Genomic DNA, 25228 nt, shown 5'->3' on the forward strand with positions numbered 1-25228 from the left:
GAGCGCATTGGCCGGGTCAGAGCGGACGGCGGCTCAACTTCCTGCCGGTGATCACCTTGGCCGCGGTCACGGCCAGTCTCGCCATGCCGGCGTAGGTCATCGGGTTGAAGATGGTCGGCCACGTGGTCCGGACGCGGTGGTCGGTCAGTGGCTTGCCGGCGAACCGGTCGGTGAGCCAGCGAAGCGTCATTGGGGCCGACAGCGGGTGCAGGGACACATGTTCGCTGAACAGGTCGCGGTGGTAGGTGACGTTGGCGCCGCCGGCTGTATAGGTGTCAGCGAGCGCGTCGATGTCAGAGACGTCGATGAGGTAGTCATGCACGGCCTGCACGATCAATACCGGCGGGGTGGGCACCGCGCTACCCAGCTTGGTGTCGCCGAAGACATGGGAAACCTCCGGCGTCGACAGAATGTCCTCAAGGGGTTCGTCGAGGAAGTCACCCATGTCCCTGCCGGCCATCCGGATCACTGCGTCTACCGTTGTCATCTCCGTCAGTTGCTCCAGCAGCTGACGTCCTTCGTCGTTGGCGTGCTCCTTGATCACCCGGGCCAGGCCGGGGTAGCTGTGTTGCAGCGCGGCCACCACCAACGCGGGCAGACCGGCAAGAAGAGTGCCATTGAGCCGGCGGAAGGTGTGACCAAGGTCACCGACGGGTGATCCCAGCACGGCGCCGACGATGTCTAGGTCCGGTGCGTACTCGCCGCATGCTTCGGCGGCCCACGCGCTGGCCAGCCCGCCGCCGGAGTAGCCCCACAGCCCGATCGGCGTTGCCGGGGACAACCCGACACGCTCGGAATTCAAGCCAGCCCGGATTCCGTCAAGGACTCGGTAACCGGGTTCATACGGCGACCCCCACAGCCCTTTCGGCCCTTCATGGTCGGGTACTGATACCGCCCATCCTTCGGCAAGTGCGGCGCTGATCATCAACAGCTCCATTTGGGTCAGTGACCCCAGGGCCTTGGCCCGTCGTCGCAGGGCATATGACGGAAAACAGCGCGACGACATGGCATCGATCGCACACTGGTACGACAGCAAGGGGCAGGTCTGACCCGGGGCAAGCTCCGCTGGGACGATCACCGTGGTCACCGTCGCCTCGGGGTTGCCGTACATGTTCGTGGTCCGGTACAGCAGCTGGGTAGCGGTGACGGGCTGCGGAATCAAGCCCATAAACGCCAGTTCGACATCGCGCGAGCGCAACACCGTTCCGGGCGCCGCATGCTGGTAGCCGGCAGGTGGGAAGTAGAACGGATCGTCGGATGGCAGCAGCGGGCGCACTTTGCGCTGCAATTCCTCGTGCGGTGGCCGGCCGATCCATTCGGCGCCGGTCGCGCCTGCCAAATTGCCGGGCTCTACCATTAGGCTCCCTTCATGGCCATCCGGCATCCTCGCGCGTGATCGGTCCCTGACGGGGTAGCAGCGCGGTTTGCCTGTCGCAGTTCAGCGCCGGCACTCAAAGGTCAGCGTCGGCACTCAAATGGCGCCAGCGGCTCTTATCCGGCTCTTAAAGTCTCATACAAGTTACAGGATCCAAGGGCCGACTCCGAGGCCAGCGCGGCGTGGCGCCTATCACAGCTTGGGTACGCCGAGTTCCCCCATGTCTGGTGCGACCAGATTCAAAGCTGGCCGGGAGGCCGCAGTGCGGCGAACTCGTCAGTGACTCTTAGCTGCGAGTCGGTAAACCGGTACAACGCCGCCGGGCGGCCACCACTGCGGCCGGACTGCGCGATGGTTCCGGTTTGGGTGATGACTCCGCGACGGGCCAGTACCCGCTGCAGGTTGGTTGCGTCGACCTGGTAGCCCAGTGCGGCGCCGTAGATGTCGCGCAGCGTTGAGAGCGCGAATTCTTTTGGGGCCAAAGCAAATCCGATGTTTGTATAGGACATCTTGGCAATCAGCCGGGTGCGGGCATGGGTCACCATCGGACCGTGATCGAACGCCATTGGCGGCAAGGAACTCACCGGGTGCCAGTGGGTGTCTGCTGGCAGCTCGGGGGTGGCGGGGGAGGGCACCACCCCCAGGTAGGTCGACGCGATCATCCGGATGCCTGGCAGCCGGTGTGGGTCGGAAAACACCGCGAGCTGTTCTAGATGGGCCAACTCTCGCAGGTCGACTTTCTCGGCCAGTTGGCGCCGAACCGAGCTGGTCATGTCTTCGTCGTTGCGTAGCCGTCCGCCCGGCAGCGACCACGCGCCGCGCTGCGGCTCCTTCGCACGTTGCCACAGCAGCACATTGAGCTGGGGTTTTGCCGCACCGCGGCTCATGCCAACTCCGCGCACTTGAAAGACGACGGCCAGCACTTCGTGGGCGGTGCTACCATGGGCCATGTTTTCGATTATAAGTCGAAAACCTGTTGGAGCGCGGAAGGGGCGGCAATGACTGTGCTGAATCGCACGGACACGCTCGTGGATGAACTGACTGCCGACATCACCAACACACCGCTCGGCTACGGCGGGGTTGACGGTGACGAACGGTGGGCCGCCGAGATTCGCCGTCTGGCGCATTTGCGCGGGGCCACCGTCCTGGCGCACAACTACCAGCTGCCCGCGATCCAGGACGTTGCCGACCACGTCGGGGATTCGCTGGCGCTATCGCGGGTGGCCGCCGAGGCACCGGAGGACACCATCGTGTTCTGCGGAGTGCACTTCATGGCCGAGACCGCCAAAATTCTCAGCCCGCACAAAACCGTGCTGATCCCGGATCAGCGGGCCGGCTGTTCGCTGGCCGATTCGATCACCCCCGACGAGCTGCGCGCCTGGAAGGACGAGCATCCCGGCGCCGTCGTCGTTTCCTACGTCAACACCACGGCGGCCGTCAAGGCGCTCACCGACATCTGCTGCACCTCGTCAAACGCCGTCGACGTGGTCGCATCCATCGATCCCGACCGCGAGGTGTTGTTCTGTCCGGACCAATTCCTCGGTGCACACGTGCGCCGGGTGACCGGCCGCAAGAACCTGCATGTGTGGGCCGGCGAATGCCACGTACACGCCGGGATCAACGGCGACGAGCTCGCTGACCAGGCCCGCGCACATCCCGATGCCGAACTGTTCGTGCATCCGGAGTGTGGTTGCGCAACCTCGGCGCTATACCTCGCCGGCGAAGGAGCATTCCCAGCCGAGCGGGTAAAGATCTTGTCCACCGGCGGCATGCTCGAAGCGGCGCACACGACGCGCGCCCGCCAGGTGCTGGTCGCCACCGAGGTCGGCATGTTGCACCAGCTTCGCCGGGCGGCACCGGAAGTCGACTTTCGCGCGGTCAACGACCGCGCCTCATGCAAGTACATGAAGATGATCACCCCCGCGGCCCTGTTGCGCTGCCTGGTAGAGGGTGCCGACGAAGTCCATGTCGATCCGGGAATCGCCGCCAGTGGGCGTCGCAGCGTGCAGCGGATGATCGAAATCGGCCATCCCGGCGGTGGCGAATGATGGCCGGTCCCGCTTGGCGGGATGCGGCCGATGTTGTCGTGATCGGCACGGGCGTTGCCGGGCTGGCGGCGGCATTGGCCGCCGATCGCGCCGGGCGCAGCGTCGTGGTGCTCAGCAAGGCTGCCCAGACGCACGTGACCGCGACACACTACGCGCAAGGCGGTATCGCGGTGGTGCTGCCGGACAACGACGACTCGGTCGACGCTCACGTCGCGGACACCTTGGCCGCAGGCGCGGGTCTATGCGATCCCGATGCGGTGTACTCGATCGTCGCCGACGGCTTCCGAGCGGTTACCGATTTGGTCGGAGCTGGGGCACGGTTGGATGAATCGGTCCCGGGCCGTTGGGCGTTGACGCGCGAAGGCGGGCACTCGCGGCGACGCATCGTGCACGCGGGTGGCGACGCGACCGGCGCCGAGGTTCAGCGGGCGCTCCAGGATGCCGCCGGGATGCTCGATATCCGCACCGGCCACGTGGCGCTGCGAGTGCTGCACGACGGCACCGCGGTGACCGGGCTATTAGTGGTCAGACCGGACGGATGCGGCATTATCAGCGCTCCGTCGGTGATCCTGGCCACCGGCGGGCTCGGGCACCTGTACAGCGCGACCACCAATCCGGCGGGCTCCACCGGCGACGGCATCGCCCTGGGATTGTGGGCGGGCGTCGCGGTCAGCGATCTCGAGTTCATCCAGTTCCACCCCACGATGCTTTTCGCTGGACGCGCCGGGGGTCGGCGGCCGCTGATCACCGAGGCCATCCGCGGCGAGGGTGCGATCTTGGTGGACAGGCAAGGCAATTCGATAACGGCAGGCGTCCATCCGATGGGTGATTTGGCGCCGCGCGACGTCGTCGCCGCCGCCATCGACGCGCGGCTGAAGGCCACCGGCGATCCGTGCGTCTACCTCGACGCCCGCGGCATCGAGGGCTTCGCGTCCCGGTTCCCGACAGTCACGGCATCCTGCCGGGCTGCCGGCATCGACCCCGTCCGGCAACCGATCCCGGTTGTTCCCGGTGCGCACTACAGCTGCGGCGGCATAGTGACCGATGTGTACGGCCAGACCGAGCTGCTCGGGTTGTACGCCGCTGGCGAGGTGGCCCGCACCGGGTTGCACGGCGCCAACCGCCTGGCCTCCAACAGCTTGCTAGAGGGTTTGGTGGTGGGCGGCCGCGCCGGAAAGGCCGCCGCCGCCCACGCCGCGGCGGCCGGGCGTTCGCGTGCGACCCCGTCAGCGACCTGGCCCGAACCGATCAGCTACACCGCACTGGACCGCGGCGACCTGCAACGGGCGATGAGCCGGGACGCGTCGATGTACCGCGCCGCCGCCGGGCTGCACCGGCTGTGCGACAGCCTATCCGGAGCACAGGTTCGCGACGTGGCTTGTCGCCGCGATTTCGAGGACGTGGCGCTCACGCTGGTCGCGCAGAGCGTGACCGCCGCCGCCTTGGCCCGCACCGAAAGCCGTGGCTGCCATCATCGCGCGGAGTACCCGTGCACCGTGCCGGAGCAGGCACGCAGCATCGTGGTCCGGGGAGCCGACGACGCAAATGCGGTGTGTGTCCAGGCGCTAGTGGCGGTGTGCTGATGGGGTTATCCGACTGGGAGCTGGCTGCGGCTCGAGCAGCAATCGCGCGTGGGCTCGACGAGGACCTGCGGTACGGCCCGGATGTCACCACATTGGCGACGGTGCCTGCCAGTGCGACGACCACCGCATCGCTGGTGACCCGGGAGGCCGGTGTGGTTGCCGGATTGGATGTCGCGCTGCTGACGCTGGACGAAGTCTTGGGCACCAACGGTTATCGGGTGCTCGACCGCGTCGAGGACGGCGCCCGGGTGCCGCCGGGAGAGGCACTTATGACGCTGGAAGCCCAAACGCGCGGATTGTTGACCGCCGAGCGCACCATGTTGAACCTGGTCGGTCACCTGTCGGGAATCGCCACCGCGACGGCCGCGTGGGTCGATGCTGTGCGCGGGACCAAAGCGAAAATCCGCGATACCCGTAAGACGCTGCCCGGCCTGCGAGCGCTGCAAAAATACGCGGTGCGTACCGGTGGCGGCGTCAACCATCGGCTGGGGTTGGGTGATGCCGCGCTAATCAAGGACAACCACGTTGCCGCCGCCGGATCCGTGGTAGACGCGCTACGTGCGGTGCGAAATGCTGCACCCGATCTGCCGTGCGAGGTGGAAGTGGACTCGCTTGAGCAGCTCGATGCCGTGCTGCCGGAAAAACCCGAGCTGATCCTGCTGGACAATTTTGCGGTGTGGCAGACGCAGACCGCGGTGCAGCGTCGGGACTCGCGCGCGCCCACCGTCATGCTGGAGTCATCCGGTGGGCTCAGCCTGCAGACGGCGGCGACCTACGCCGAAACCGGGGTGGACTACCTGGCGGTCGGGGCGCTCACACACTCAGTGCGCGTGCTCGACATCGGCTTGGATATGTAGCCGGGCGGCCCCGGCGCCCATTAGGCGGCGCCGGATAGGGTAGGCGCCGTGGCGCGAACGTTCGAAGATCTCGTGGCCGAAGCCGCATCAGCATCCGTCGGCGGCTGGGATTTTTCCTGGTTGGACGGCCGCGCGACCGAAGAACGCCCGTCATGGGGCTATCAACGACAACTCAGTCAGCGGCTGGCGAACGCGACGGCTGCCTTAGATCTTGAGACAGGCGGCGGAGAGGTGCTAGCCGGCGCGGGCAACTTCCCGCCCACCATGGTCGCTACCGAAGCGTGGCCACCCAACGCGGCTATGGCCACTAGGCGGCTGCATCCGCTGGGCGCGGTCGTCGTCATCACCGGCGATAAACCGCCACTGCCATTTGCCGATGCGGCGTTTGACCTGGTGACCAGCCGCCACCCCAGCACCCGATGGTGGACCGAGATTGCCCGGGTTCTCCGGGCTGGCGGCAGTTACTTCGCCCAACACGTCGGACCGGCCACGCTGTGGGACCTGCGCGAGCATTTCCTCGGGCCGCGAGAACACAATGGGGCCGATCAGTACGCGCAGGTTGTGCGCACCTGCATCACCGACACCGGCCTCGAGATCGTCGACCTGCAGATGGAGCGGTTGCGGGTGGAATTCTTCGACGTCGGTGCCGTCATCTACTTTCTGCGCAAGGTGATCTGGTTTCTGCCGGACTTCACCGTCGAGGGCTACCACGATCGGCTGCGTGCACTGCATGAGCGCATCCAGGCCGAAGGGCCCTTCGTCACCTACTCCACCCGCGCGCTCATCGAGGCCCGCAAACCGTCCTGACGTCGGCCGGCGCCGTAGGCTCAGGCGATATCGCCGACGAAGACCCCGATCCGGCGCAGCTGCAAGCGCGCCATCCGCGGCAGCCCCTGACCGTCGGAGCCGGCGGGCACAATCCGGGGGTTGATGACGTGAACAACGCCGCGGGCGAAGTGCACGTCGGCTTCGCCCGCGGCCAACACGTTCTTGACCCAATCCGTCTTACCGTGCGCGAGCGCGATCGCCAGCACACCGTCCTTGCGGTAGGCGGTCACAATCGTTTGGTATGGCTTTCCAGACTTGCGACCGCGGTGCTCGATCGTGGCTGTTCCGGGTAGGTAGCGCGCTATCGGTTTGAGCGCCCGGTTGATGTACTTGACCTGCAGACGCTCGAGCCAGAGCGGGAACACCATCGGAACGCCCGGGGCGTTATTCGGGTGATCCTTTGCGGACATGGCGGCTCCTCTTTGCCGGTCCTTTCTACTGCACTGTACCGGTCAGATATCGACTTGAGCTGCTCTGGGAGAATGGTCTACGTGACCGCGCCGCCGCCCGTGCTTACCCGTATCGACTTGCGGGGAGCCGAGTTGACAGCTGCCGAGCTGCGGGCCGCTCTGCCACGCGGCGGCGCCGATGTGGAAGCCGTGCTGCCGACGGTACGGCCCATTGTGGCGGCCGTCGCCGAGCGCGGGGCCGAGGCCGCGCTGGACTTCGGCGCATCGTTCGACGGTGTGCGGCCCCATGCCATCCGGGTGCCAGACGCAGCGCTGGACGCGGCGCTGGCCGGACTGGACTGCGACGTCTGCGAAGCGTTGCAGGTGATGGTCGAGCGGACCCGCGCCGTGCACTCCGGGCAGCGTCGCACCGACGTCACAACCACACTGGGCCCGGGCGCGACGGTCACCGAGCGGTGGGTTCCGGTCGAGCGGGTAGGCCTGTACGTGCCGGGGGGCAATGCGGTGTACCCATCCAGCGTGGTGATGAACGTGGTGCCCGCCCAAGCCGCGGGCGTCGACTCGTTGGTGGTAGCCAGCCCGCCGCAGGCGCAGTGGGACGGGTTGCCCCACCCGACCATTCTGGCCGCGGCCCGGCTGCTGGGCGTCGATGAGGTCTGGGCGGTCGGCGGCGCTCAGGCGGTGGCGTTGCTGGCTTACGGCGGCACCGACACCGACGGCGCAGCACTGACACCGGTCGACATGATCACCGGGCCGGGCAACATCTATGTCACGGCCGCCAAGCGGCTGTGCCGTTCGCGGGTGGGCATCGACGCCGAAGCGGGGCCAACCGAGATCGCTATCCTCGCCGATCACACCGCCGACCCGGTGCATGTGGCCGCCGACCTGATTAGCCAGGCCGAACACGACGAGTTGGCTGCCAGCGTGCTGGTCACTCCGAGTGAGGACCTTGCCGATGCCACCGACGCCGAACTGGCTGGCCAGCTGCAGACTACGGTGCACCGCGAACGGGTGACGGCCGCGCTGACCGGACGCCAATCGGCGATCGTCCTGGTCGACGACGTGGACGCCGCCGTCTTGGTGGTGAACGCTTACGCCGCTGAGCATTTGGAGATTCAGACCGCCGATGCCCCGCAGGTTGCCAGCCGGATCCGCTCGGCGGGAGCCATTTTCGTCGGCCCGTGGTCCCCGGTGAGCCTCGGCGACTACTGCGCGGGATCCAACCATGTACTGCCGACCGCGGGCTGCGCCCGGCATTCCAGCGGCCTGTCGGTGCAGACGTTCCTGCGCGGCATCCACGTCGTGGAATACACGGAGGCGGCCCTCAAAGACGTTTCCGGGCACGTGATCACGCTCGCCACGGCCGAGGACTTGCCGGCGCACGGTGAGGCGGTACGGCGGAGGTTCGAGCGATGACCAGGTCCGGACGCCGGGTTACATTGGACGACTTGCCGCTGCGCGCCGACTTGCGTGGTAAAGCACCATACGGTGCACCGCAATTAGCTGTTCCGGTACGGCTGAACACCAACGAGAACCCGCACCCGCCTACCCGGGCGCTGGTTGACGACGTGGTGCGATCGGTGCGGGAAGCGGCCATCGACTTGCACCGCTACCCCGACCGCGACGCCGTGGCTCTGCGTGCTGACTTGGCCGGATATCTCACCGCGCAGACCGGAATCCAGCTTGGTGTCGAAAACATATGGGCTGCCAACGGTTCCAATGAGATTCTGCAGCAACTGTTACAGGCGTTTGGCGGTCCGGGGCGTAGCGCGATCGGTTTCGTACCGTCCTATTCGATGCACCCGATCATCTCCGACGGCACCCACACGGAATGGATCGAGGCGTCCCGCGCCAATGACTTCGGTCTCGACGTGGACGTCGCCGTCGCGGCTGTGGTCGATCGCAAACCCGATGTGGTGTTCATTGCTAGCCCTAACAACCCGTCCGGACAAAGTGTTTCGTTACCTGACCTGTGTAAGCTGCTGGACGTTGCGCCCGGAATTGCGATCGTCGACGAGGCCTACGGCGAGTTCTCCTCGCAGCCCAGCGCGGTGTCGCTGGTCGAGGAGTATCCGAGCAAGCTCGTCGTCACGCGCACCATGAGCAAGGCATTCGCTTTCGCCGGCGGCAGGCTCGGATACCTGATCGCTACGCCCGCGGTGATCGACGCAATGCTGCTGGTGCGGTTGCCGTATCACCTGTCGTCGGTCACTCAAGCCGCGGCCCGGGCCGCGCTGCGGCACTCCGACGACACCTTGAGCAGTGTCGCCGCACTGATCGCCGAACGCGAACGCGTAACAACCTCATTGAACGACATGGGTTTTCGAGTCATCCCAAGCGATGCCAACTTCGTGTTGTTCGGCGAGTTTGCCGATGCGCCGGCCGCCTGGCGGCGCTATCTGGAGGCCGGCATTTTGATCCGCGACGTTGGGATTCCCGGCTATCTGCGGGCCACCACCGGGCTGGCTGAGGAGAACGATGCGTTCCTGCGGGCAAGCGCCCGGATCGCCACCGACCTGGTCCCCGTCACCCGCAGTCCTGTAGGAGCGCCATGACAACCACCCAGACAGCCAAAGCTAGCCGGCGGGCGCGTATTGAACGGCGTACCCGCGAATCCGATATCGTCATCGAGCTCGATCTTGACGGTACCGGGCAGGTGGCCGTCGACACCGGTGTTCCGTTCTACGACCACATGTTGACCGCGCTGGGCAGTCACGCCAGCTTCGACCTCACCGTGCGCGCCACAGGTGATGTCGAAATCGAAGCCCATCACACCATCGAGGACACGGCAATCGCGCTGGGCACCGCGCTCGGGCAGGCCCTAGGTGACAAGAGGGGCATCCGCCGGTTTGGCGATGCCTTCATCCCGATGGACGAAACACTGGCCCACGCCGCCGTCGACTTATCCGGCCGCCCCTATTGCGTGCATACCGGAGAGCCGGATCACCTGCAGCACAGCACTATTGCCGGCAGTTCAGTGCCCTACCACACCGTCATCAACCGGCACGTGTTCGAATCGTTGGCGGCCAACGCCCGCATCGCGCTGCACGTCCGCGTGTTGTACGGGCGCGACCCGCACCATATCACCGAAGCTCAATACAAGGCCGTCGCGCGCGCGTTGCGTCAAGCGGTCGAGCCAGATCCTCGGGTGTCAGGTGTGCCGTCCACCAAAGGTGCTCTGTGACAGGAAAGTCGGTAGTAGTCCTGGACTACGGCTCAGGAAATCTGCGGTCGGCCCAACGTGCGCTGCAGCGGGTGGGCGCCGAGGTCGAGGTAACCGCCGACACCGGCGCCGCAATGACCGCTGACGGACTGGTGGTTCCCGGCGTCGGTGCCTTCGCGGCATGCATGACAGGCCTGCGCAAGATCAACGGCGAGCGGATCATCGCCGAGCGAGTGGCCGCCGGCCGCCCGGTGCTGGGGGTCTGCGTAGGCATGCAGATTCTGTTCGCCCGCGGGGTTGAGTTCGGCGTCCAGACGCCGGGCTGCGGGCACTGGCCCGGGGACGTCATCCGACTTGAGGCCCCGGTGATCCCGCACATGGGCTGGAATGTCGTGGACTCCGCTCCGGGCAGCGCGCTGTTCAAGGGGTTGAACGTCGACGCCCGGTTCTATTTTGTGCATTCCTATGCCGCGCAGCGATGGGAAGGCTCACCCGACGCGCTGCTGACCTGGGCCACATATCGGGCGCCGTTCCTCGCTGCGGTGGAGGACGGCGCATTGGCCGCCACCCAGTTTCACCCGGAGAAAAGTGGCGATGCCGGCGCAACCGTACTGAGCAACTGGGTTGACGGACTGTAAAGGATGCCGGTGATGCCGCTGATGCTATTGCCCGCCGTCGACGTGGTCGAGGGTCGTGCCGTGCGCCTGGTTCAAGGGAAAGCCGGCAGTCAAACCGAGTACGGCTCAGCGGTGGATGCCGCTCTGGGCTGGCAGCGCGATGGCGCCGAGTGGATCCATTTGGTCGACCTGGATGCCGCCTTCGGCCGCGGTTCCAACCGCGAACTGCTCGCGGAGGTTGTGCGGCAGCTCGACGTGCAGGTCGAGCTGTCCGGCGGAATTCGCGACGACGATTCGTTGGCCGCGGCGCTGGCCACCGGATGCGCCCGGGTCAATGTGGGCACGGCCGCGCTGGAAGACCCGCAGTGGTGCGCCCGGGTGATCGCCGAGCATGGCGACAAGGTGGCCGTCGGCTTGGATGTCCAGATCGTCGATGGCGAGCATCGGTTGCGCGGACGCGGCTGGGAAACCGACGGCGGCGACCTGTGGGATGTGCTGGAACGCCTTGACAGTGAAGGATGTTCGCGGTTCGTCGTGACAGATATCACCAAGGACGGCACGCTCGGTGGCCCCAATCTAGATCTGCTGGCCGGTGTTGCCGACCGCACCGACGCCCCGGTGATCGCGTCCGGAGGTGTGTCCAGCCTCGATGACCTGCGCGCCATTGCCACCCTCACGCACCGCGGGGTCGAGGGGGCCATCGTAGGCAAGGCCCTCTACGCCCGTCGGTTCACCTTGCCGCAGGCGCTGGCCGCGGTTCGGGGCTAGACCGGCGATGGACTTGGATGCATTGGTTGGCCCGCTAGTTGAAACGGCTTCGGCGATCCTGGATGCCGCAACGGCTCCGTTTCTCGCCGGTCACCGTGCCGATTCAGCGGTCCGCAAAAAGGGCAACGACTTCGCCACCGAAGTCGATCTGGCGATTGAGCGGCAAGTCGTCGCCGCGCTGCTTGCGGCCACCGGTATCGAGGTGCACGGCGAGGAGTTCGGCGGCCCGGCCATCGACTCGCCGTGGGTGTGGGTACTGGACCCCATCGACGGCACGATCAACTACGCCGCTGGATCGCCGTTGGCCGCGATCTTGTTGGGCCTGCTGCATGACGGAGTTCCGGTGGCCGGCCTGACCTGGTTGCCATTCACCGACCAGCGTTACACGGCCGTCGCGGGTGGTCCACTGATCAAGAACGGTGTACCGCAGCCGCCGCTGGCTGACGCCGAACTGGCCAACGTGCTCGTCGGCGTCGGCACATTCAGCGCCGACTCACGGGGCCAGTTCCCGGGGCGATATCGACTGGCGGTGCTGGAAAAGCTCAGCCGAGTGTCATCGCGGCTGCGCATGCACGGATCCACCGGCATCGATCTCGTCTTCGTCGCTGACGGGATACTCGGTGGTGCAATAAGTTTCGGAGGTCACGTTTGGGACCACGCCGCTGGGGTGGCGTTGGTACGAGCCGCCGGTGGCGTGGTCACCGACCTGGCTGGGCAACCGTGGACCCCTGCATCGCGTTCTGCCTTGGCCGGGCCACCGCGCGTGCATGCCCAGATCCTCGAGATTCTTGGCAGCATAGGGGAACCAGAGGACTACTGAGATGTATGCCGACCGTGACCTTCCGGGGGCTGGGGGCCTCGCGGTACGCGTGATCCCGTGTCTGGATGTCGACGATGGGCGGGTGGTCAAGGGAGTCAACTTCGAGAACCTCCGCGACGCCGGTGATCCCGTGGAACTCGCCGCCGTCTATGACGCGGAGGGCGCGGACGAGTTGACCTTTCTCGACGTGACCGCGTCGTCGTCCGGAAGAGCCACCATGCTGGAGGTGGTGCGCCGCACCGCCGAGCAGGTGTTCATCCCGCTGACGGTGGGCGGTGGGGTACGCACCGTCGCCGACGTCGATTCGCTGCTACGGGCTGGGGCTGACAAAGTCGCCGTCAACACGGCCGCCATCGCTTGCCCGGACTTGCTGGCGGACATGGCGAGGCAGTTCGGCTCGCAGTGCATCGTGTTGTCCGTCGACGCGCGCACAGTTCCGGTGGGATCAGCCCCGACACCGTCGGGTTGGGAGGTCACCACTCACGGCGGTCGTCGTGGCACCGGTATGGACGCCGTGCAGTGGGCGGCCCGTGGCGCCGACCTCGGTGTGGGGGAGATCCTGCTCAACTCGATGGACGCCGACGGCACCAAAGCCGGATTCGACCTGGCTTTGCTGCGTGCGGTCCGTGCCGCGGTCACGGTGCCGGTAATCGCCAGCGGGGGCGCCGGTGCCGTGGAGCACTTCGCGCCAGCGGTTGCCGCGGGGGCCGATGCAGTGTTGGCGGCCAGCGTCTTTCACTTCCGGGAGCTGACGATCGGTCAGGTGAAGGCGGCCCTGGCCGCGGAAGGAATCACCGTGCGATGACACTCGACCCAAAGATCGCGGCGCGGTTGAAGCGTAATGCCGACGGACTGGTTACCGCCGTCGTCCAGGAGCGGGGCAGCGGTGACGTGCTGATGGTTGCCTGGATGAACGACGAGGCCTTGGCCCGTACCCTGCAAACCCGTGAGGCCACTTACTATTCGCGATCCCGTGCCGAACAATGGGTCAAGGGCGCGACGTCCGGCCACACCCAGCACGTTCACTCGGTGCGCCTGGATTGTGACGGCGACGCCGTATTGTTGACGGTTGACCAGGTCGGCGGTGCCTGCCATACCGGCGATCACAGTTGCTTCGATGCCGCGGTGTTGTTAGAACCCGACGACTAACCCGCCGCGGAAAGACTGGGGCTAGCGGCTCGCGGCGCAACAGATTGCAGTGGTCGCCCGCGAGGCAAGAGTGCCCATCGACACGCCGCCGAGCGAGCGCGGACATACCACCTTGGGATCCATGCAGATGTCAAGGGGGGTTGCCCGTCCGGGCGATGGCGTCGATGAGAATGGCGGTCGATGCTGAAACGAGTGCCCTGGACCGTTGTGCTGCCTTCGCTGGCCTTTGTCGCGCTGGTATTGACCTGGGGAAAGCAGATCGGCCCGGTGGTGGGCTTGCTAGCGGCGGTGCTGTTAGCCGGTGCTGTCCTGGCCGCGGTCAACCATGCCGAGGTGGTGGCGGCCCGGGTGGGTGAGCCATTCGGTTCGCTGGTGCTCGCGGTCGCGGTGACGACCATCGAGGTGGCGCTGATCGTTGCGCTCATGGTGTCCGGCGGGGACGATGCGGCGACGCTCGCCCGCGACACCGTGTTCGCCGCGGTGATGATCACCACCAACGGGATCGCCGGGTTGTCCCTGCTGCTGGGTTCGCTGCGCTATGGCGTGACGTTGTTCAACCCCCACGGCAGCGGCGCCGCGCTGGCCACGGTCACCACACTGGCGACGCTGAGCCTGGTGCTGCCCACGTTCACCACCAGTCAGTCGGGCCCCGAGCTATCGCCCGGCCAGCTCATCTTCGCCGGCGCCGCGTCACTGGGACTCTACGTGTTGTTCCTGTTCACCCAGACTGTCCGGCATCGAGACTTCTTCCTACCGGTGGCGCAAAAGGGCGCGGTCGAGGATGACAGCCACGCCGATCCGCCGAGCACCCGCGCGGCGCTGCTGAGCCTTGGATTGCTGCTCGTCGCTTTGGCTGCGGTGGTGGGTCTGGCCAAGGTGGAATCGCCGGTCATCGAGGAGGTCGTCTCGGCGGCCGGGTTTCCGCAATCCTTCGTCGGCGTGGTCATCGCCACACTGGTGCTGTTGCCGGAGACACTTGCGGCGGCCCGCGCGGCCCGGCAAGGCCGCCTGCAGACCAGCCTCAATCTGGCGTACGGTTCCGCGATGGCGAGTATTGGACTCACCATCCCGACCATCGCCCTTGCTTCCCTGTGGCTCAGTGGCCCGCTGCAACTTGGCCTCGGTGCCATTCAGTTGGTGCTGCTGGTGCTCACGGTTGTGGTCAGCGTGCTGACCGTGGTTCCCGGTCGGGCCACCCGTCTGCAGGGCGAGGTGCATCTGGTGTTGCTGGCTGCTTACCTGTTTCTTGCCGTCGTCCCGTGATGAATCCGTGCGCAAGCGATGGTTTTCGCCGCCGCTATCCAGATCTGATTGCCCGCAGCGTCGCTAACGCTTTGTCGGCGTGGGCGTCCATGCTGAATTCGCTGGAGATCACGTCGAGCACCTTACGGTCGGTGTCGATGACAAAGGTCGTGCGTTTGACCGGCATCAACTTGCCCAACAGACCGCGCTTGACCCCGAATTGGGCGGCGACCGTGCCTTGGGCGTCCGAAAGCAGCGGGTAGTCGAAACGCCGCACCTCGGCGAATTTGGCCTGCTTTCGAACGGGATCGGTGCTGATGCCGACCCGGCTGGCCCTGACCTCGGCGAATTCTTTGGCCAAGTCGCGGAAGTGGCAGGCTTCTTTGGTGCAGCCAGGCGTCATCGCCGCCGGATAGAAGAACAGGACCACGGGTCCGTCGGATAGCAGGACGCTAAGCCTGCGAGGAGTCCCGGTCTGATCGGGCAGTTCGAAGTCGGCTACCGTGTCACCGGTTTTCATAGTCGTCAGGCTACAACCGATTGCCCGACTCCTTGCACGCCGCTGGCGCGGCCTGCATCGTCGTCGGGCTGGGCCCGATTGCCCGACTCCTTGCGCGCCGCTTCGCGGCTGGGGGTGCCCCCATGCGCGCCGTTTGCGCGGCGTGCATCGTCGTCGGGCTGGGCCCGATTGCCCGACTCCTTGCACGCCGCTTCGCGGCTGGGGGTGCCCCCATGCGCGCCGTTTGCGCGGCGTGCATCGTCGTCGGGCTACGCCCGGGCCGATCGGCGTATCTGGGAAGATGGTTCGGTGCACGCCGACCTCGCAGCCACCACCTCGCGTGAGGATTTCCGCCTCCTGGCGGCCGAGCACCGGGTGGTTCCGGTGACTCGCAAGGTCTTGGCCGACAGCGAGACGCCGCTGTCGGCCTACCGCAAGCTCGCCGCCAATCGCCCGGGTACGTTCCTGCTGGAGTCGGCCGAGAACGGCCGGTCGTGGTCGCGATGGTCGTTTATCGGTGCGGGGGCGCCAACGGCGTTGACCGTGCGTGAGGGGCAAGCGGTATGGCTGGGTGCCGTGCCCAAGGACGCTCCCACTGGCGGAGACCCGCTGCGGGCGCTGCAGGTGACCTTGGAGCTGCTGGCTACGGCGGATCGTCAGTCCGAGCCGGGTCTTCCGCCGCTGTCGGGTGGCATGGTCGGCTTCTTCGCCTATGACATGGTGCGACGGCTGGAACGATTGCCGGAACGGGCCGTCGATGACCTCTGCCTGCCGGACATGCTGCTGTTGCTGGCCACCGATGTGGCGGCGGTCGATCACCACGAGGGCACCATCACGTTGATCGCCAACGCCGTGAACTGGAACGGCACCGACGAGCGGGTCGACTGGGCCTACGACGACGCGGTCGCTCGGCTGGACGTGATGACCGCAGCGCTCGGCCAACCACTACCGTCAACCGTGGCCACCTTCAGCCGACCCGAGCCGCGCCACCGTGCGCAACGCACCGTCGAAGAATATGGTGCGATCGTCGAATACTTGGTGGATCAGATTGCAGCCGGTGAAGCGTTCCAGGTGGTGCCCTCGCAGCGCTTCGAGATGGACACCGATGTCGATCCCATCGACGTGTACCGAATTCTGCGGGTAACCAACCCAAGTCCCTACATGTATCTACTGCAGGTGCCGAATAGTGATGGTGCAGTGGACTTTTCGATTGTTGGATCCAGTCCGGAGGCGCTGGTAACGGTCCACGAAGGCTGGGCGACGACGCATCCGATCGCCGGAACCCGGTGGCGCGGAAGGACAGACGACGAGGACGTGCTTCTGGAAAAGGAGCTGCTGGCGGACGACAAAGAACGTGCCGAGCATCTGATGCTGGTCGACCTCGGCCGAAACGACCTGGGTCGGGTCTGCACGCCGGGCACTGTTCGGGTCGAGGATTACAGCCACATCGAGCGGTACAGCCACGTGATGCACCTGGTGTCCACGGTGACCGGGAAGCTCGGCGAAGGGCGCACCGCGCTGGACGCGGTGACCGCCTGCTTTCCGGCCGGCACGCTGTCGGGCGCGCCGAAGGTGCGGGCGATGGAGCTGATCGAAGAGGTGGAGAAGACACGCCGCGGCCTTTACGGCGGTGTCGTCGGTTACCTTGACTTCGCCGGCAACGCTGACTTCGCCATCGCCATCCGCACCGCGCTGATGCGTAACGGCACGGCTTATGTCCAGGCAGGCGGTGGTGTGGTGGCCGACTCCAACGGATCCTACGAATACAACGAGGCGAGGAACAAGGCTCGGGCTGTGCTCAACGCGATCGCTGCCGCCGAGACGCTGGCCGCTCCGGGCGCGAACCGCAGTGGCTGCTAATGCCGGCAGTGTTCGGCCCAACCGCCGGGCCAGGCCGATGATCGGCATCGCCCAGTTGCTGTTGGTGGTTGCTGCCGGGGCGCTGTGGATGGCTGCACGGCTGCCCTGGGTGGTCATCGGGTCATTCGACGAGCTGGGGCCGCCGAAGGAGGTGACGCTGACCGGTGCGTCGTGGTCGACCGCTTTGCTGCCGTTGGCGCTGCTGATGCTGGCCGCGGCGGTGGCGGCGCTCGCGGTGCGCGGCTGGCCGCTGCGGGCGCTGGCAGTGTTGCTGGCCGCGGCCAGCTTCGCGGTCGGCTACCTCGGCATCAGTCTGTGGGTGGTCCCGGATGTCGCGGCCCGCGGAGCCGATCTTGCCCATGTCCCGGTGGTGACGCTGGTGGGAAGCGCCCGGCACTATTGGGGCGCGGTGGCGGCGGTGTTGGCGGCAGTGTGTGCTTTGCTCGGTGCCGTCTTCTTGATGAGGTCGGCGGCGATTCGCGGGTCGGCTGGCGAGGACATGGCGAGATATGCGGCGCCCCGCGCCCGCCGGTCGATTGCCCGGCGCCAGCACTCGAATGCGGCCGGCCGGGCGGCTCCGCAAGACGACGGGCCGGATATGGGGCCGCGGATGTCGGAGCGAATGATTTGGGAAGCTCTTGACGAGGGCCGTGACCCGACCGATCGGGAGCAGGAGTCTGACACCGAGGGGCGGTGACGGACCGCGCGCTGACGGTCGCTACCCTTCATGGACGTCGTCGAAATTGACGAGCGCGTGTGGGTGACAGTGGGAAGGGAACGGCAGGCATGAGTCCGGCAACCGTGCTCGACTCCATCCTCGAGGGAGTCCGGGCCGACGTTGCCGCGCGTGAAGCCTTGGTGAGCCTGTCGGAGATCAAGGCTGCCGCCGCTGCGGCGCCGCCGCCGCTCGACGTGATGGCCGCCCTACGCGAGCCCGGTATCGGCGTCATCGCTGAGGTCAAGCGCGCTAGTCCTTCGGCGGGCGCATTGGCGACCATCGCCGACCCGGCAAAGCTGGCCCAGGCCTACCAGGATGGCGGTGCCCGGATCGTCAGCGTGGTGACTGAGCAGCGGCGTTTTCAGGGATCGCTCGACGACCTCGACGCGGTGCGGGCCTCGGTTTCGATTCCGGTGCTGCGCAAGGACTTTGTGGTGCAGCCGTACCAGATTCATGAGGCGCGTGCGCACGGCGCCGACATGTTGTTGCTCATCGTCGCCGCATTGGAGCAGTCGGTGTTGGTGTCGATGTTGGACCGCACCGAATCGTTGGGTATGACAGCACTCGTCGAGGTCCATACCGAGCAGGAAGCCGATCGGGCACTGAAGGCCGGGGCCAAGGTGATTGGCGTTAACGCCCGCGACCTCATGACGCTGGACGTGGACCGGGATTGCTTCGCGCGAATAGCTCCTGGTTTGCCGAGCAGTGTGATCAGGATTGCTGAATCCGGCGTGCGTGGCACCGCTGACCTGCTGGCGCACGCCGGCGCGGGCGCTGACGCGGTGTTGGTAGGCGAAGGTCTGGTCACCAGCGGCGACCCACGTGCGGCGGTTGCCGATCTGGTTACCGCGGGCACCCATCCGTCCTGTCCGAAACCGGCTCGCTAGCCGTCGATGAGCCGCTTGCACCTTGAGCCTCGGTGATGACAGATCTATCCACCCCGGATCTTCCGCGCATGAGTGCCGCCATCGCCGAACCGACCAGCCACGATCCTGATTCCGGCGGCCATTTCGGCGGCCCCAGTGGTTGGGGTGGCCGCTACGTTCCCGAGGCGCTGATGGCGGTGATCGAAGAGGTCACCGCCGCCTACCAAAAGGAGCGCGTCAGCCAGGACTTTCTGGACGACCTGGACAGGCTGCAGGCGAACTATGCGGGCCGGCCTTCGCCGCTTTACGAGGCGACCCGGTTGAGCCAGCACGCTGGGTCGGCGCGAATCTTTCTGAAGCGAGAAGACCTGAACCACACTGGTTCTCACAAGATCAACAACGTGCTCGGGCAGGCACTGCTGGCGCGCAGGATGGGCAAGACCCGGGTGATCGCCGAGACCGGTGCCGGCCAGCACGGGGTCGCCACGGCCACCGCATGCGCGTTGCTCGGCCTGGACTGTGTCATCTACATGGGGGGCATCGACACCGCCCGTCAGGCGCTAAACGTGGCCCGGATGCGATTGCTGGGTGCCGAAGTCGTCGCGGTTCAGACGGGCTCGAAAACGCTCAAAGACGCCATCAATGAGGCGTTCCGGGATTGGGTTGCCAACGCCGACAACACCTACTACTGCTTTGGTACGGCGGCCGGACCGCATCCGTTTCCAACCATGGTGCGCGATTTCCAGCGAATCATCGGCATGGAGGCACGCGTGCAGATCCAGGGTCAGGCCGGTCGGCTGCCTGACGCCGTCGTTGCGTGCGTTGGTGGCGGGTCCAATGCCATTGGTATTTTTCATGCGTTTCTTGATGACCCAGGCGTACGGCTGGTCGGATTCGAGGCAGCCGGCGACGGCGTTGAGACCGGCCGGCATGCTGCGACATTCACCGCTGGTTCGCCCGGGGCATTTCACGGATCGTTCTCGTACTTGCTGCAAGACGAGGACGGTCAGACCATTGAATCCCATTCAATCTCCGCGGGTCTGGATTATCCGGGGGTGGGCCCAGAACACGCGTGGCTCAAGGAGGCCGGGCGTGTCGATTATCGGCCGATCACCGACTCCGAGGCGATGGACGCGTTTGGCCTACTGTGTCGCATGGAAGGCATCATCCCTGCCATTGAATCCGCGCACGCGGTAGCCGGCGCCCTCAAGCTAGGTGTTGAGTTGGGAAGGGGCGCGGTGATTGTGGTGAACCTGTCGGGACGTGGCGACAAAGATGTCGAGACGGCCGCGAAATGGTTTGGCTTGCTGGGCAACGACTGATGGTGGCGGTGGAACAGAGCGAAGCAAGTAGGCTCGGGCCGGTTTTCGATTCCTGCCGTGCAAACAACCGCGCGGCATTGATTGGTTACTTGCCGACCGGGTACCCGGACGTGCCAGCGTCGGTGGCCGCGATGACAGCGCTAGTTGAATCCGGTTGCGACATTATCGAAGTCGGGGTTCCGTATTCGGACCCGGGCATGGACGGCCCCACCATCGCCAGGGCAACCGAGGCGGCGCTCCGTGGCGGGGTGCGAGTCCGGGATACGTTAGCCGCGGTCGAGGCCATCAGTATCGCCGGCGGGCGTGCGGTAGTGATGACCTACTGGAATCCGGTGCTGCGCTATGGGGTTGATGCATTCGCGCGGGATCTGGCGGCGGCCGGAGGCCTCGGTCTGATCACCCCCGACCTCATTCCCGACGAGGCGCAACAGTGGCTGGCGGCATCCGAAGAGCATCGGTTGGATCGCATTTTCTTGGTCGCGCCGTCCTCGACGCCGGAGCGGTTGGCGGCCACCGTCGAGGCTTCACGCGGGTTCGTCTACGCGGCGTCGACGATGGGGGTGACCGGGGCGCGGGATGCGGTGTCGCAGGCGGCACCCGAACTGGTGGGCCGGGTGAAGGCGGTGTCTGACATACCGGTGGGCGTCGGTCTGGGTGTGCGGTCGCGCGCTCAAGCCGCGCAGATCGCCCAATACGCCGACGGTGTCATCGTTGGTTCCGCGTTGGTGACGGCGCTAACCGAGGGGTTGCCTAGATTGCGGGCACTGACCGGAGAGCTCGCTGCCGGGGTACGACTAGGGATGTCCGCATGATGCGGATGTTGCCCAGCTATATCCCCAGCCCACCGCGCGGGGTTTGGTACCTGGGCCCGCTACCCGTCCGCGCCTACGCAGTTTGCGTTATCACCGGCATCATTGTCGCACTGCTGATCGGGGATCGCCGGTTGACAGCCCGCGGCGGCGAGCGCGGCATGACCTACGACATCGCCTTGTGGGCCGTGCCTTTCGGCCTGATTGGCGGCAGGCTCTATCACCTGGCTACCGACTGGCGGACATATTTCGGTGACGGTGGTGCCGGGCTGGCCGCGGCACTGCGAATCTGGGATGGGGGCCTGGGCATCTGGGGTGCGGTAACCCTTGGTGTCATGGGCGCGTGGATTGGCTGCCGGCGTCGTGGAATCCCGCTGCCCGTCTTGCTTGATGCGGTGGCGCCTGGTGTCGTGTTGGCGCAGGCTATCGGTCGGCTCGGAAACTACTTCAATCAAGAGCTCTACGGCCGGGAAACCACTATGCCGTGGGGTTTGGAGATCTTCTACCGCCGGGACCCCTCCGGATTCGACGTCCCGAATTCGCTGGACGGCGTCTCGACGGGTCAGGTGGCGTTCGTCGTGCAGCCAACGTTCCTCTACGAATTGATCTGGAATGTTTTGGTATTCGTCGCATTGATCTACATTGACCGCCGGTTCATCATCGGCCACGGGCGACTGTTCGGGTTCTATGTCGCTTTCTACTGCGCCGGGCGATTCTGTGTTGAGCTGCTGCGTGACGATCCCGCCACGCTTATTGCCGGCATCCGGATCAATTCGTTCACGTCCACCTTCGTGTTCATCGGGGCCGTGGTGTACATCATCTTGGCGCCGAAGGGGCGCGAGGCTCCTGGGGCCCTGCGTGGCAGCGAGTATGTTGTCGACGAGGCGCTGGAACGTGAACCGGCTGAACTCGCCGCCGCTGCTGTGGCCTCCGCTGCGAGCGCTGTGGGGCCGGTTGGCCCGGGGGAACCGAACCAACCCGACGATGTGGCGGAAGCGGTGAACGCCGAAGTCGCCGAGGTCACCGATGAAGTGGCCGCGGAATCCGTTGTCCCAGTAGCAGACCGGGATGGTGAGTCAACCCCCGCTGTCGAGGAGACCTCCGAAGCCGATACCGAGCGGGAACAACCGGGCGACCTTGCGGGCCAGGCGCCAGCCGCGCAACAGGTCGACGCCGAAGCTGCATCGGCCGCGCCCGAGGAGCCGGCAGCGTTGGCTTCGGAGGCACACGACGAAACCGAGCCCGAGGTGCCCGAGAAGGCGGCGCCCATCCCCGATCCGGCCAAGCCGGATGAATTGGCGGTCGCCAGACCTGGGGACGACCCTGCTGAGCCGGACGGCATTCGACGGCAAGACGATTTCAGCTCGAGACGCCGCCGTTGGTGGCGGCTTCGACGGCGTCGACAATGACGACCCACGACGGCACTGCCTGGTCGCCGGTGCTGGACTCAATAGACCGCCGATCGGGCGGCCGTTGCCGCAGCCGAAACGATGCGCCGACGAAGTTCCCGGTCACAAAATGGCCACCGGCTGGAACGGTAATCAGCCGAACCCCGACGCGCTTACGAGCCAGACCACTAAGCCCAGTAGGCTAGCAAGCCCGGCAGGTTCCATATTTTTTCGCAACCCGGACGCGCACGCGACGCCGGGGCGCTGCCTTCGATGCCCGACCGCCACATGAATATCTGTCCGTACCGCTCTTTCGTCACGTCCGCAACACTGGCCTTCGCCGTCGGCGATGGTCGCTGTGCCCAGCTAAGCGCGACAACTCCGCACAGCCACGACCAACTTGGGAACAAAACCGCGGGTCAGGCAGCTGTCGCTGAGAGCCGGGCAGATCGGGTGTCGCCCGGTGCAGTGGCACATGTGAGAGTTGTGACCGTGCGATGTGCCCGACCCTGAACACTCCTGCTCTGCCGCGCCGATGTTGGGAACGCATGGGCCTACGGCCGGCACGGGTCGTGCGCCCGGCTCGATCTGGCATGCTGAAAGGCGTGACCGATCCCCTGCAGCACGGTGCCTTCGAGCCGGGCTGGCAATCCGCACCACCCGGATATCCACCGCCTTATCCGCAATATCCGGGGCCTGGCTCTTACTTTGACCCGTTCGCGCCATATGGTCGCCATCCGGTCACCGGCCAACCATTTTCCGACAAATCGAAGACTGTTGCCGGCCTGTTGCAGTTGCTTGGACTGTTCGGCATCGCCGGGATCGGGCGAATCTACCTGGGCCATACCGGCCTGGGCATCGCGCAGCTGCTGGTGGGCTGGGTGACGTGCGGTTTGGGCGCCGTCATCTGGGGCGTCATTGACGCCCTGCTGATATTGACCGACAAAGTCGGCGACCCTTGGGGTCGTCCCTTGCGCGATGGAAGCTAGCGGGCGTCAACGTCGCTACGCCGCGGCCGGTTCGGTCGTGCTATTGGCCGGCGCGCTTGGCTACATCGGACTTGTCGACCCGCACAACTCGAATTCGCTATATCCACCGTGCCTATTCAAGTTGCTTACGGGCTGGAACTGCCCCGCGTGCGGGGGTCTGCGGATGATCCACGATCTGCTACACGGTGAGCTGGCGGCCAGCATCAACGACAATGTCTTTCTGCTTGTCGGCGTCCCAGTGCTGGCCAGTTGGGTCCTGCTGCGCCGCCGCCACGGCGACTTGGCGCTCCCGATACCGGTGATGATTGCTGTGGCGGTCGCGGTGATCGCGTGGACGGTGCTGCGCAACCTGCCAGGCTTCCCGTTAGTGCCGACGATCAGCGGATAGCCGCGCCTACCCGCGGTCTGGTTGGCTGGGCTGCCCGCGGTGGTGTTGACCGGTGTGCCGACCCGGCGGTGCCGGCCCTACCGCCGTCGCGACTATGCTGAGTCGTCGTGACGAGACGCGGGAAAATCGTCTGCACTCTCGGGCCGGCCACCCAGCGGGACGACCTGGTCAGAGCGCTGGTCGAGGCCGGAATGGACGTCGCCCGAATGAACTTCAGCCACGGCGACTACGACGATCACAAGGTCGCCTATGAGCGGGTCCGGGTAGCCTCCGACGCCACCGGGCGCGCGGTCGGCGTGCTCGCCGACCTGCAGGGCCCGAAGATCAGGTTGGGACGCTTCGCCTCCGGGGCCACCCACTGGGCCGAAGGCGAAACCGTCCGGATCACCGTGGGCGCCTGCGAGGGCAGCCACGATCGGGTGTCCACCACCTACAAGCGGCTAGCCCAGGACGCGGTGGCCGGTGACCGGGTGCTGGTCGACGACGGCAAAGTCGCATTGGTGGTCGACGCCGTCGAGGGCGACGACGTGGTCTGCACCGTCGTCGAAGGCGGCCCGGTCAGCGACAACAAGGGCATCTCGTTGCCCGGAATGAACGTGACCGCGCCGGCCCTGTCGGAGAAGGACATCGAGGATCTCACGTTCGCGCTGAACCTCGGCGTCGACATGGTGGCGCTTTCCTTCGTCCGCTCCCCGGCCGATGTCGAACTGGTCCACGAGGTGATGGATCGGATCGGGCGACGGGTGCCGGTGATCGCCAAGCTGGAGAAGCCGGAAGCCATCGACAATCTCGAAGCGATCGTGCTGGCGTTCGACGCCGTCATGGTCGCTCGGGGCGACCTAGGTGTTGAGCTGCCGCTCGAAGAGGTCCCGCTGGTACAGAAGCGAGCCATCCAGATGGCCCGGGAGAACGCCAAGCCGGTCATTGTGGCGACCCAGATGCTCGACTCGATGATCGAGAACTCGCGGCCGACCCGAGCTGAGGCCTCCGACGTCGCCAACGCGGTGCTCGATGGCGCCGACGCGCTGATGCTGTCCGGGGAAACCTCGGTAGGGAAGTACCCCCTTGCTGCGGTCCGGACAATGTCGCGCATCATCTGCGCGGTCGAGGAGAACTCCACGGCCGCACCGCCGTTGACACACATTCCCCGGACCAAGCGTGGGGTCATCTCGTATGCGGCCCGTGACATCGGCGAACGACTCGACGCCAAGGCCTTGGTGGCCTTCACTCAGTCCGGTGATACCGTGCGGCGACTGGCCCGCCTGCATACCCCGCTGCCGCTGCTGGCCTTCACCGCGTGGCCCGAGGTGCGCAGCCAACTGGCGATGACCTGGGGCACCGAGACGTTCATCGTGCCGAAGATGCAGTCCACCGATGGCATGATCCGCCAGGTCGACAAATCGCTGCTCGAACTCGCCCGCTACAAGCGTGGTGACTTGGTGGTCATCGTCGCGGGTGCGCCGCCAGGCACAGTGGGTTCGACCAACCTGATCCACGTGCACCGGATCGGGGAAGATGACGTCTAGCCG

26 protein-coding genes are annotated in these 25228 nt (G+C 66.0%); 22 read left to right on the top strand and 4 right to left on the bottom strand.

Translation table 11 applies throughout. The features are described 5' to 3' along the window. Window positions 1-16 precede the first annotated feature (16 nt). Entirely contained in the window at window positions 17-1357 is a 1341-nt protein-coding gene (locus MCAN_RS08395; protein WP_014000838.1) for a lipase family protein, read from the bottom strand. A gap of 257 nt (window positions 1358-1614) precedes the next feature. Then, on the bottom strand, window positions 1615-2325 hold the full coding sequence (locus MCAN_RS08400) for an NUDIX hydrolase (protein WP_014000839.1): 711 nt from the start codon (window positions 2323-2325) through the stop codon (window positions 1615-1617). A 48-nt stretch (window positions 2326-2373) separates the two neighbouring features. On the opposite strand from MCAN_RS08400, the gene nadA reads away from it, so the two are divergent. From nadA to MCAN_RS08420, 4 genes are read left to right on the top strand one after another with little or no spacing between them, the layout of a single operon-like run. Further along, window positions 2374-3423: a quinolinate synthase NadA gene (nadA, locus tag MCAN_RS08405; protein WP_003407931.1), complete on the top strand. Its 1050-nt coding sequence runs from the start codon at window positions 2374-2376 to the stop codon at window positions 3421-3423. Beyond that, entirely contained in the window at window positions 3423-5006 is a 1584-nt protein-coding gene (locus MCAN_RS08410) for an L-aspartate oxidase (protein WP_014000840.1), read from the top strand. The genes nadA and MCAN_RS08410 overlap by 1 nt, the downstream gene beginning before the upstream one ends. Continuing rightward, window positions 5006-5863 carry a carboxylating nicotinate-nucleotide diphosphorylase gene (gene nadC / locus MCAN_RS08415; RefSeq protein ID WP_003407935.1) on the top strand — a complete coding sequence of 286 codons (858 nt, stop codon included), beginning with the start codon at window positions 5006-5008 and terminating at the stop codon, window positions 5861-5863. Before MCAN_RS08410 ends, nadC begins: the two co-directional genes overlap by 1 nt. A 48-nt stretch (window positions 5864-5911) precedes the next feature. Next, a complete protein-coding gene (locus MCAN_RS08420; protein ID WP_014000841.1) occupies window positions 5912-6670 on the top strand; it encodes a methyltransferase domain-containing protein in 759 nt (252 codons plus the stop codon). A 20-nt stretch (window positions 6671-6690) separates the two neighbouring features. Here MCAN_RS08420 and MCAN_RS08425 read toward each other — a convergent pair whose 3' ends face one another. Next, window positions 6691-7101, bottom strand: coding sequence for a nitroreductase family deazaflavin-dependent oxidoreductase (locus MCAN_RS08425; RefSeq protein WP_003407939.1), 411 nt, complete (start codon window positions 7099-7101; stop codon window positions 6691-6693). Between the two features lie 99 nt (window positions 7102-7200). Between MCAN_RS08425 and hisD the strand changes: the two genes are divergently transcribed. From hisD to MCAN_RS08470, 9 genes are all read left to right on the top strand, one after another. Then, complete coding sequence (gene hisD, locus MCAN_RS08430; protein ID WP_014000842.1) at window positions 7201-8517, top strand: histidinol dehydrogenase; 1317 nt, start codon at window positions 7201-7203, stop codon at window positions 8515-8517. After that, window positions 8514-9656 carry a histidinol-phosphate transaminase gene (locus MCAN_RS08435; RefSeq protein WP_014000843.1) on the top strand — a complete coding sequence of 381 codons (1143 nt, stop codon included), beginning with the start codon at window positions 8514-8516 and terminating at the stop codon, window positions 9654-9656. Before hisD ends, MCAN_RS08435 begins: the two co-directional genes overlap by 4 nt. Next, window positions 9653-10285, top strand: a complete 633-nt coding sequence (gene hisB / locus MCAN_RS08440) for an imidazoleglycerol-phosphate dehydratase HisB (protein ID WP_014000844.1) — start codon at window positions 9653-9655, stop codon at window positions 10283-10285. The genes MCAN_RS08435 and hisB overlap by 4 nt, the downstream gene beginning before the upstream one ends. Continuing rightward, window positions 10282-10902 (top strand): imidazole glycerol phosphate synthase subunit HisH, encoded by a 621-nt coding sequence (gene hisH, locus MCAN_RS08445; protein ID WP_014000845.1) that lies wholly within the window; start codon window positions 10282-10284, stop codon window positions 10900-10902. The genes hisB and hisH overlap by 4 nt, the downstream gene beginning before the upstream one ends. Before the next feature lie 9 nt (window positions 10903-10911). After that, window positions 10912-11649 carry a bifunctional 1-(5-phosphoribosyl)-5-((5-phosphoribosylamino)methylideneamino)imidazole-4-carboxamide isomerase/phosphoribosylanthranilate isomerase PriA gene (gene priA / locus MCAN_RS08450; RefSeq protein ID WP_014000846.1) on the top strand — a complete coding sequence of 246 codons (738 nt, stop codon included), beginning with the start codon at window positions 10912-10914 and terminating at the stop codon, window positions 11647-11649. A gap of 7 nt (window positions 11650-11656) precedes the next feature. Next, window positions 11657-12469 carry an inositol monophosphatase family protein gene (locus MCAN_RS08455; RefSeq protein ID WP_014000847.1) on the top strand — a complete coding sequence of 271 codons (813 nt, stop codon included), beginning with the start codon at window positions 11657-11659 and terminating at the stop codon, window positions 12467-12469. Window position 12470: 1 nt separating this feature from the next. Further along, window positions 12471-13274, top strand: coding sequence for an imidazole glycerol phosphate synthase subunit HisF (gene hisF / locus MCAN_RS08460; RefSeq protein WP_003898942.1), 804 nt, complete (start codon window positions 12471-12473; stop codon window positions 13272-13274). Beyond that, window positions 13271-13618 (top strand): phosphoribosyl-AMP cyclohydrolase, encoded by a 348-nt coding sequence (hisI, locus tag MCAN_RS08465; RefSeq protein WP_003407963.1) that lies wholly within the window; start codon window positions 13271-13273, stop codon window positions 13616-13618. The genes hisF and hisI overlap by 4 nt, the downstream gene beginning before the upstream one ends. A 180-nt stretch (window positions 13619-13798) precedes the next feature. Beyond that, window positions 13799-14881: a calcium:proton antiporter gene (locus MCAN_RS08470; protein WP_014000848.1), complete on the top strand. Its 1083-nt coding sequence runs from the start codon at window positions 13799-13801 to the stop codon at window positions 14879-14881. 34 nt (window positions 14882-14915) lie between these two features. Here MCAN_RS08470 and bcpB read toward each other — a convergent pair whose 3' ends face one another. Further along, complete coding sequence (bcpB, locus tag MCAN_RS08475; protein WP_003407974.1) at window positions 14916-15380, bottom strand: peroxiredoxin BcpB; 465 nt, start codon at window positions 15378-15380, stop codon at window positions 14916-14918. 288 nt (window positions 15381-15668) lie between these two features. On the opposite strand from bcpB, the gene MCAN_RS08480 reads away from it, so the two are divergent. The 9 genes from MCAN_RS08480 to pyk all read left to right on the top strand — a co-directional run bounded on the left by MCAN_RS08480 (window position 15669) and on the right by pyk (window position 25225). After that, window positions 15669-17219 (top strand): anthranilate synthase component I, encoded by a 1551-nt coding sequence (locus tag MCAN_RS08480; RefSeq protein ID WP_003407977.1) that lies wholly within the window; start codon window positions 15669-15671, stop codon window positions 17217-17219. Then, window positions 17209-17916: a TIGR02234 family membrane protein gene (locus MCAN_RS08485; RefSeq protein ID WP_014000849.1), complete on the top strand. Its 708-nt coding sequence runs from the start codon at window positions 17209-17211 to the stop codon at window positions 17914-17916. The genes MCAN_RS08480 and MCAN_RS08485 overlap by 11 nt, the downstream gene beginning before the upstream one ends. 89 nt (window positions 17917-18005) lie before the next feature. After that, complete coding sequence (trpC, locus tag MCAN_RS08490) at window positions 18006-18824, top strand: indole-3-glycerol phosphate synthase TrpC (RefSeq protein ID WP_014000850.1); 819 nt, start codon at window positions 18006-18008, stop codon at window positions 18822-18824. 35 nt (window positions 18825-18859) lie between these two features. Next, window positions 18860-20125, top strand: coding sequence for a tryptophan synthase subunit beta (gene trpB / locus MCAN_RS08495; protein ID WP_016721143.1), 1266 nt, complete (start codon window positions 18860-18862; stop codon window positions 20123-20125). Then, the gene (gene trpA / locus MCAN_RS08500; protein WP_003407999.1) at window positions 20125-20937 is read left to right on the top strand and encodes a tryptophan synthase subunit alpha; all 813 of its coding nucleotides are present in this window, start codon (window positions 20125-20127) and stop codon (window positions 20935-20937) included. The genes trpB and trpA overlap by 1 nt, the downstream gene beginning before the upstream one ends. Beyond that, window positions 20937-22343, top strand: a complete 1407-nt coding sequence (locus MCAN_RS08505) for a prolipoprotein diacylglyceryl transferase (RefSeq protein ID WP_014000851.1) — start codon at window positions 20937-20939, stop codon at window positions 22341-22343. The genes trpA and MCAN_RS08505 overlap by 1 nt, the downstream gene beginning before the upstream one ends. A gap of 527 nt (window positions 22344-22870) precedes the next feature. Further along, window positions 22871-23311 (top strand): NINE protein, encoded by a 441-nt coding sequence (locus MCAN_RS08510; protein WP_003408004.1) that lies wholly within the window; start codon window positions 22871-22873, stop codon window positions 23309-23311. After that, window positions 23301-23699: a DUF2752 domain-containing protein gene (locus MCAN_RS08515; RefSeq protein WP_003408005.1), complete on the top strand. Its 399-nt coding sequence runs from the start codon at window positions 23301-23303 to the stop codon at window positions 23697-23699. The genes MCAN_RS08510 and MCAN_RS08515 overlap by 11 nt, the downstream gene beginning before the upstream one ends. A gap of 107 nt (window positions 23700-23806) precedes the next feature. Beyond that, complete coding sequence (gene pyk / locus MCAN_RS08520; protein ID WP_003898945.1) at window positions 23807-25225, top strand: pyruvate kinase; 1419 nt, start codon at window positions 23807-23809, stop codon at window positions 25223-25225. Window positions 25226-25228 lie beyond the last annotated feature (3 nt).

The sequence above is a fragment of the Mycobacterium canetti CIPT 140010059 genome (assembly GCF_000253375.1).
Taxonomy (GTDB): Bacteria; Actinomycetota; Actinomycetes; order Mycobacteriales; family Mycobacteriaceae; genus Mycobacterium; species Mycobacterium tuberculosis.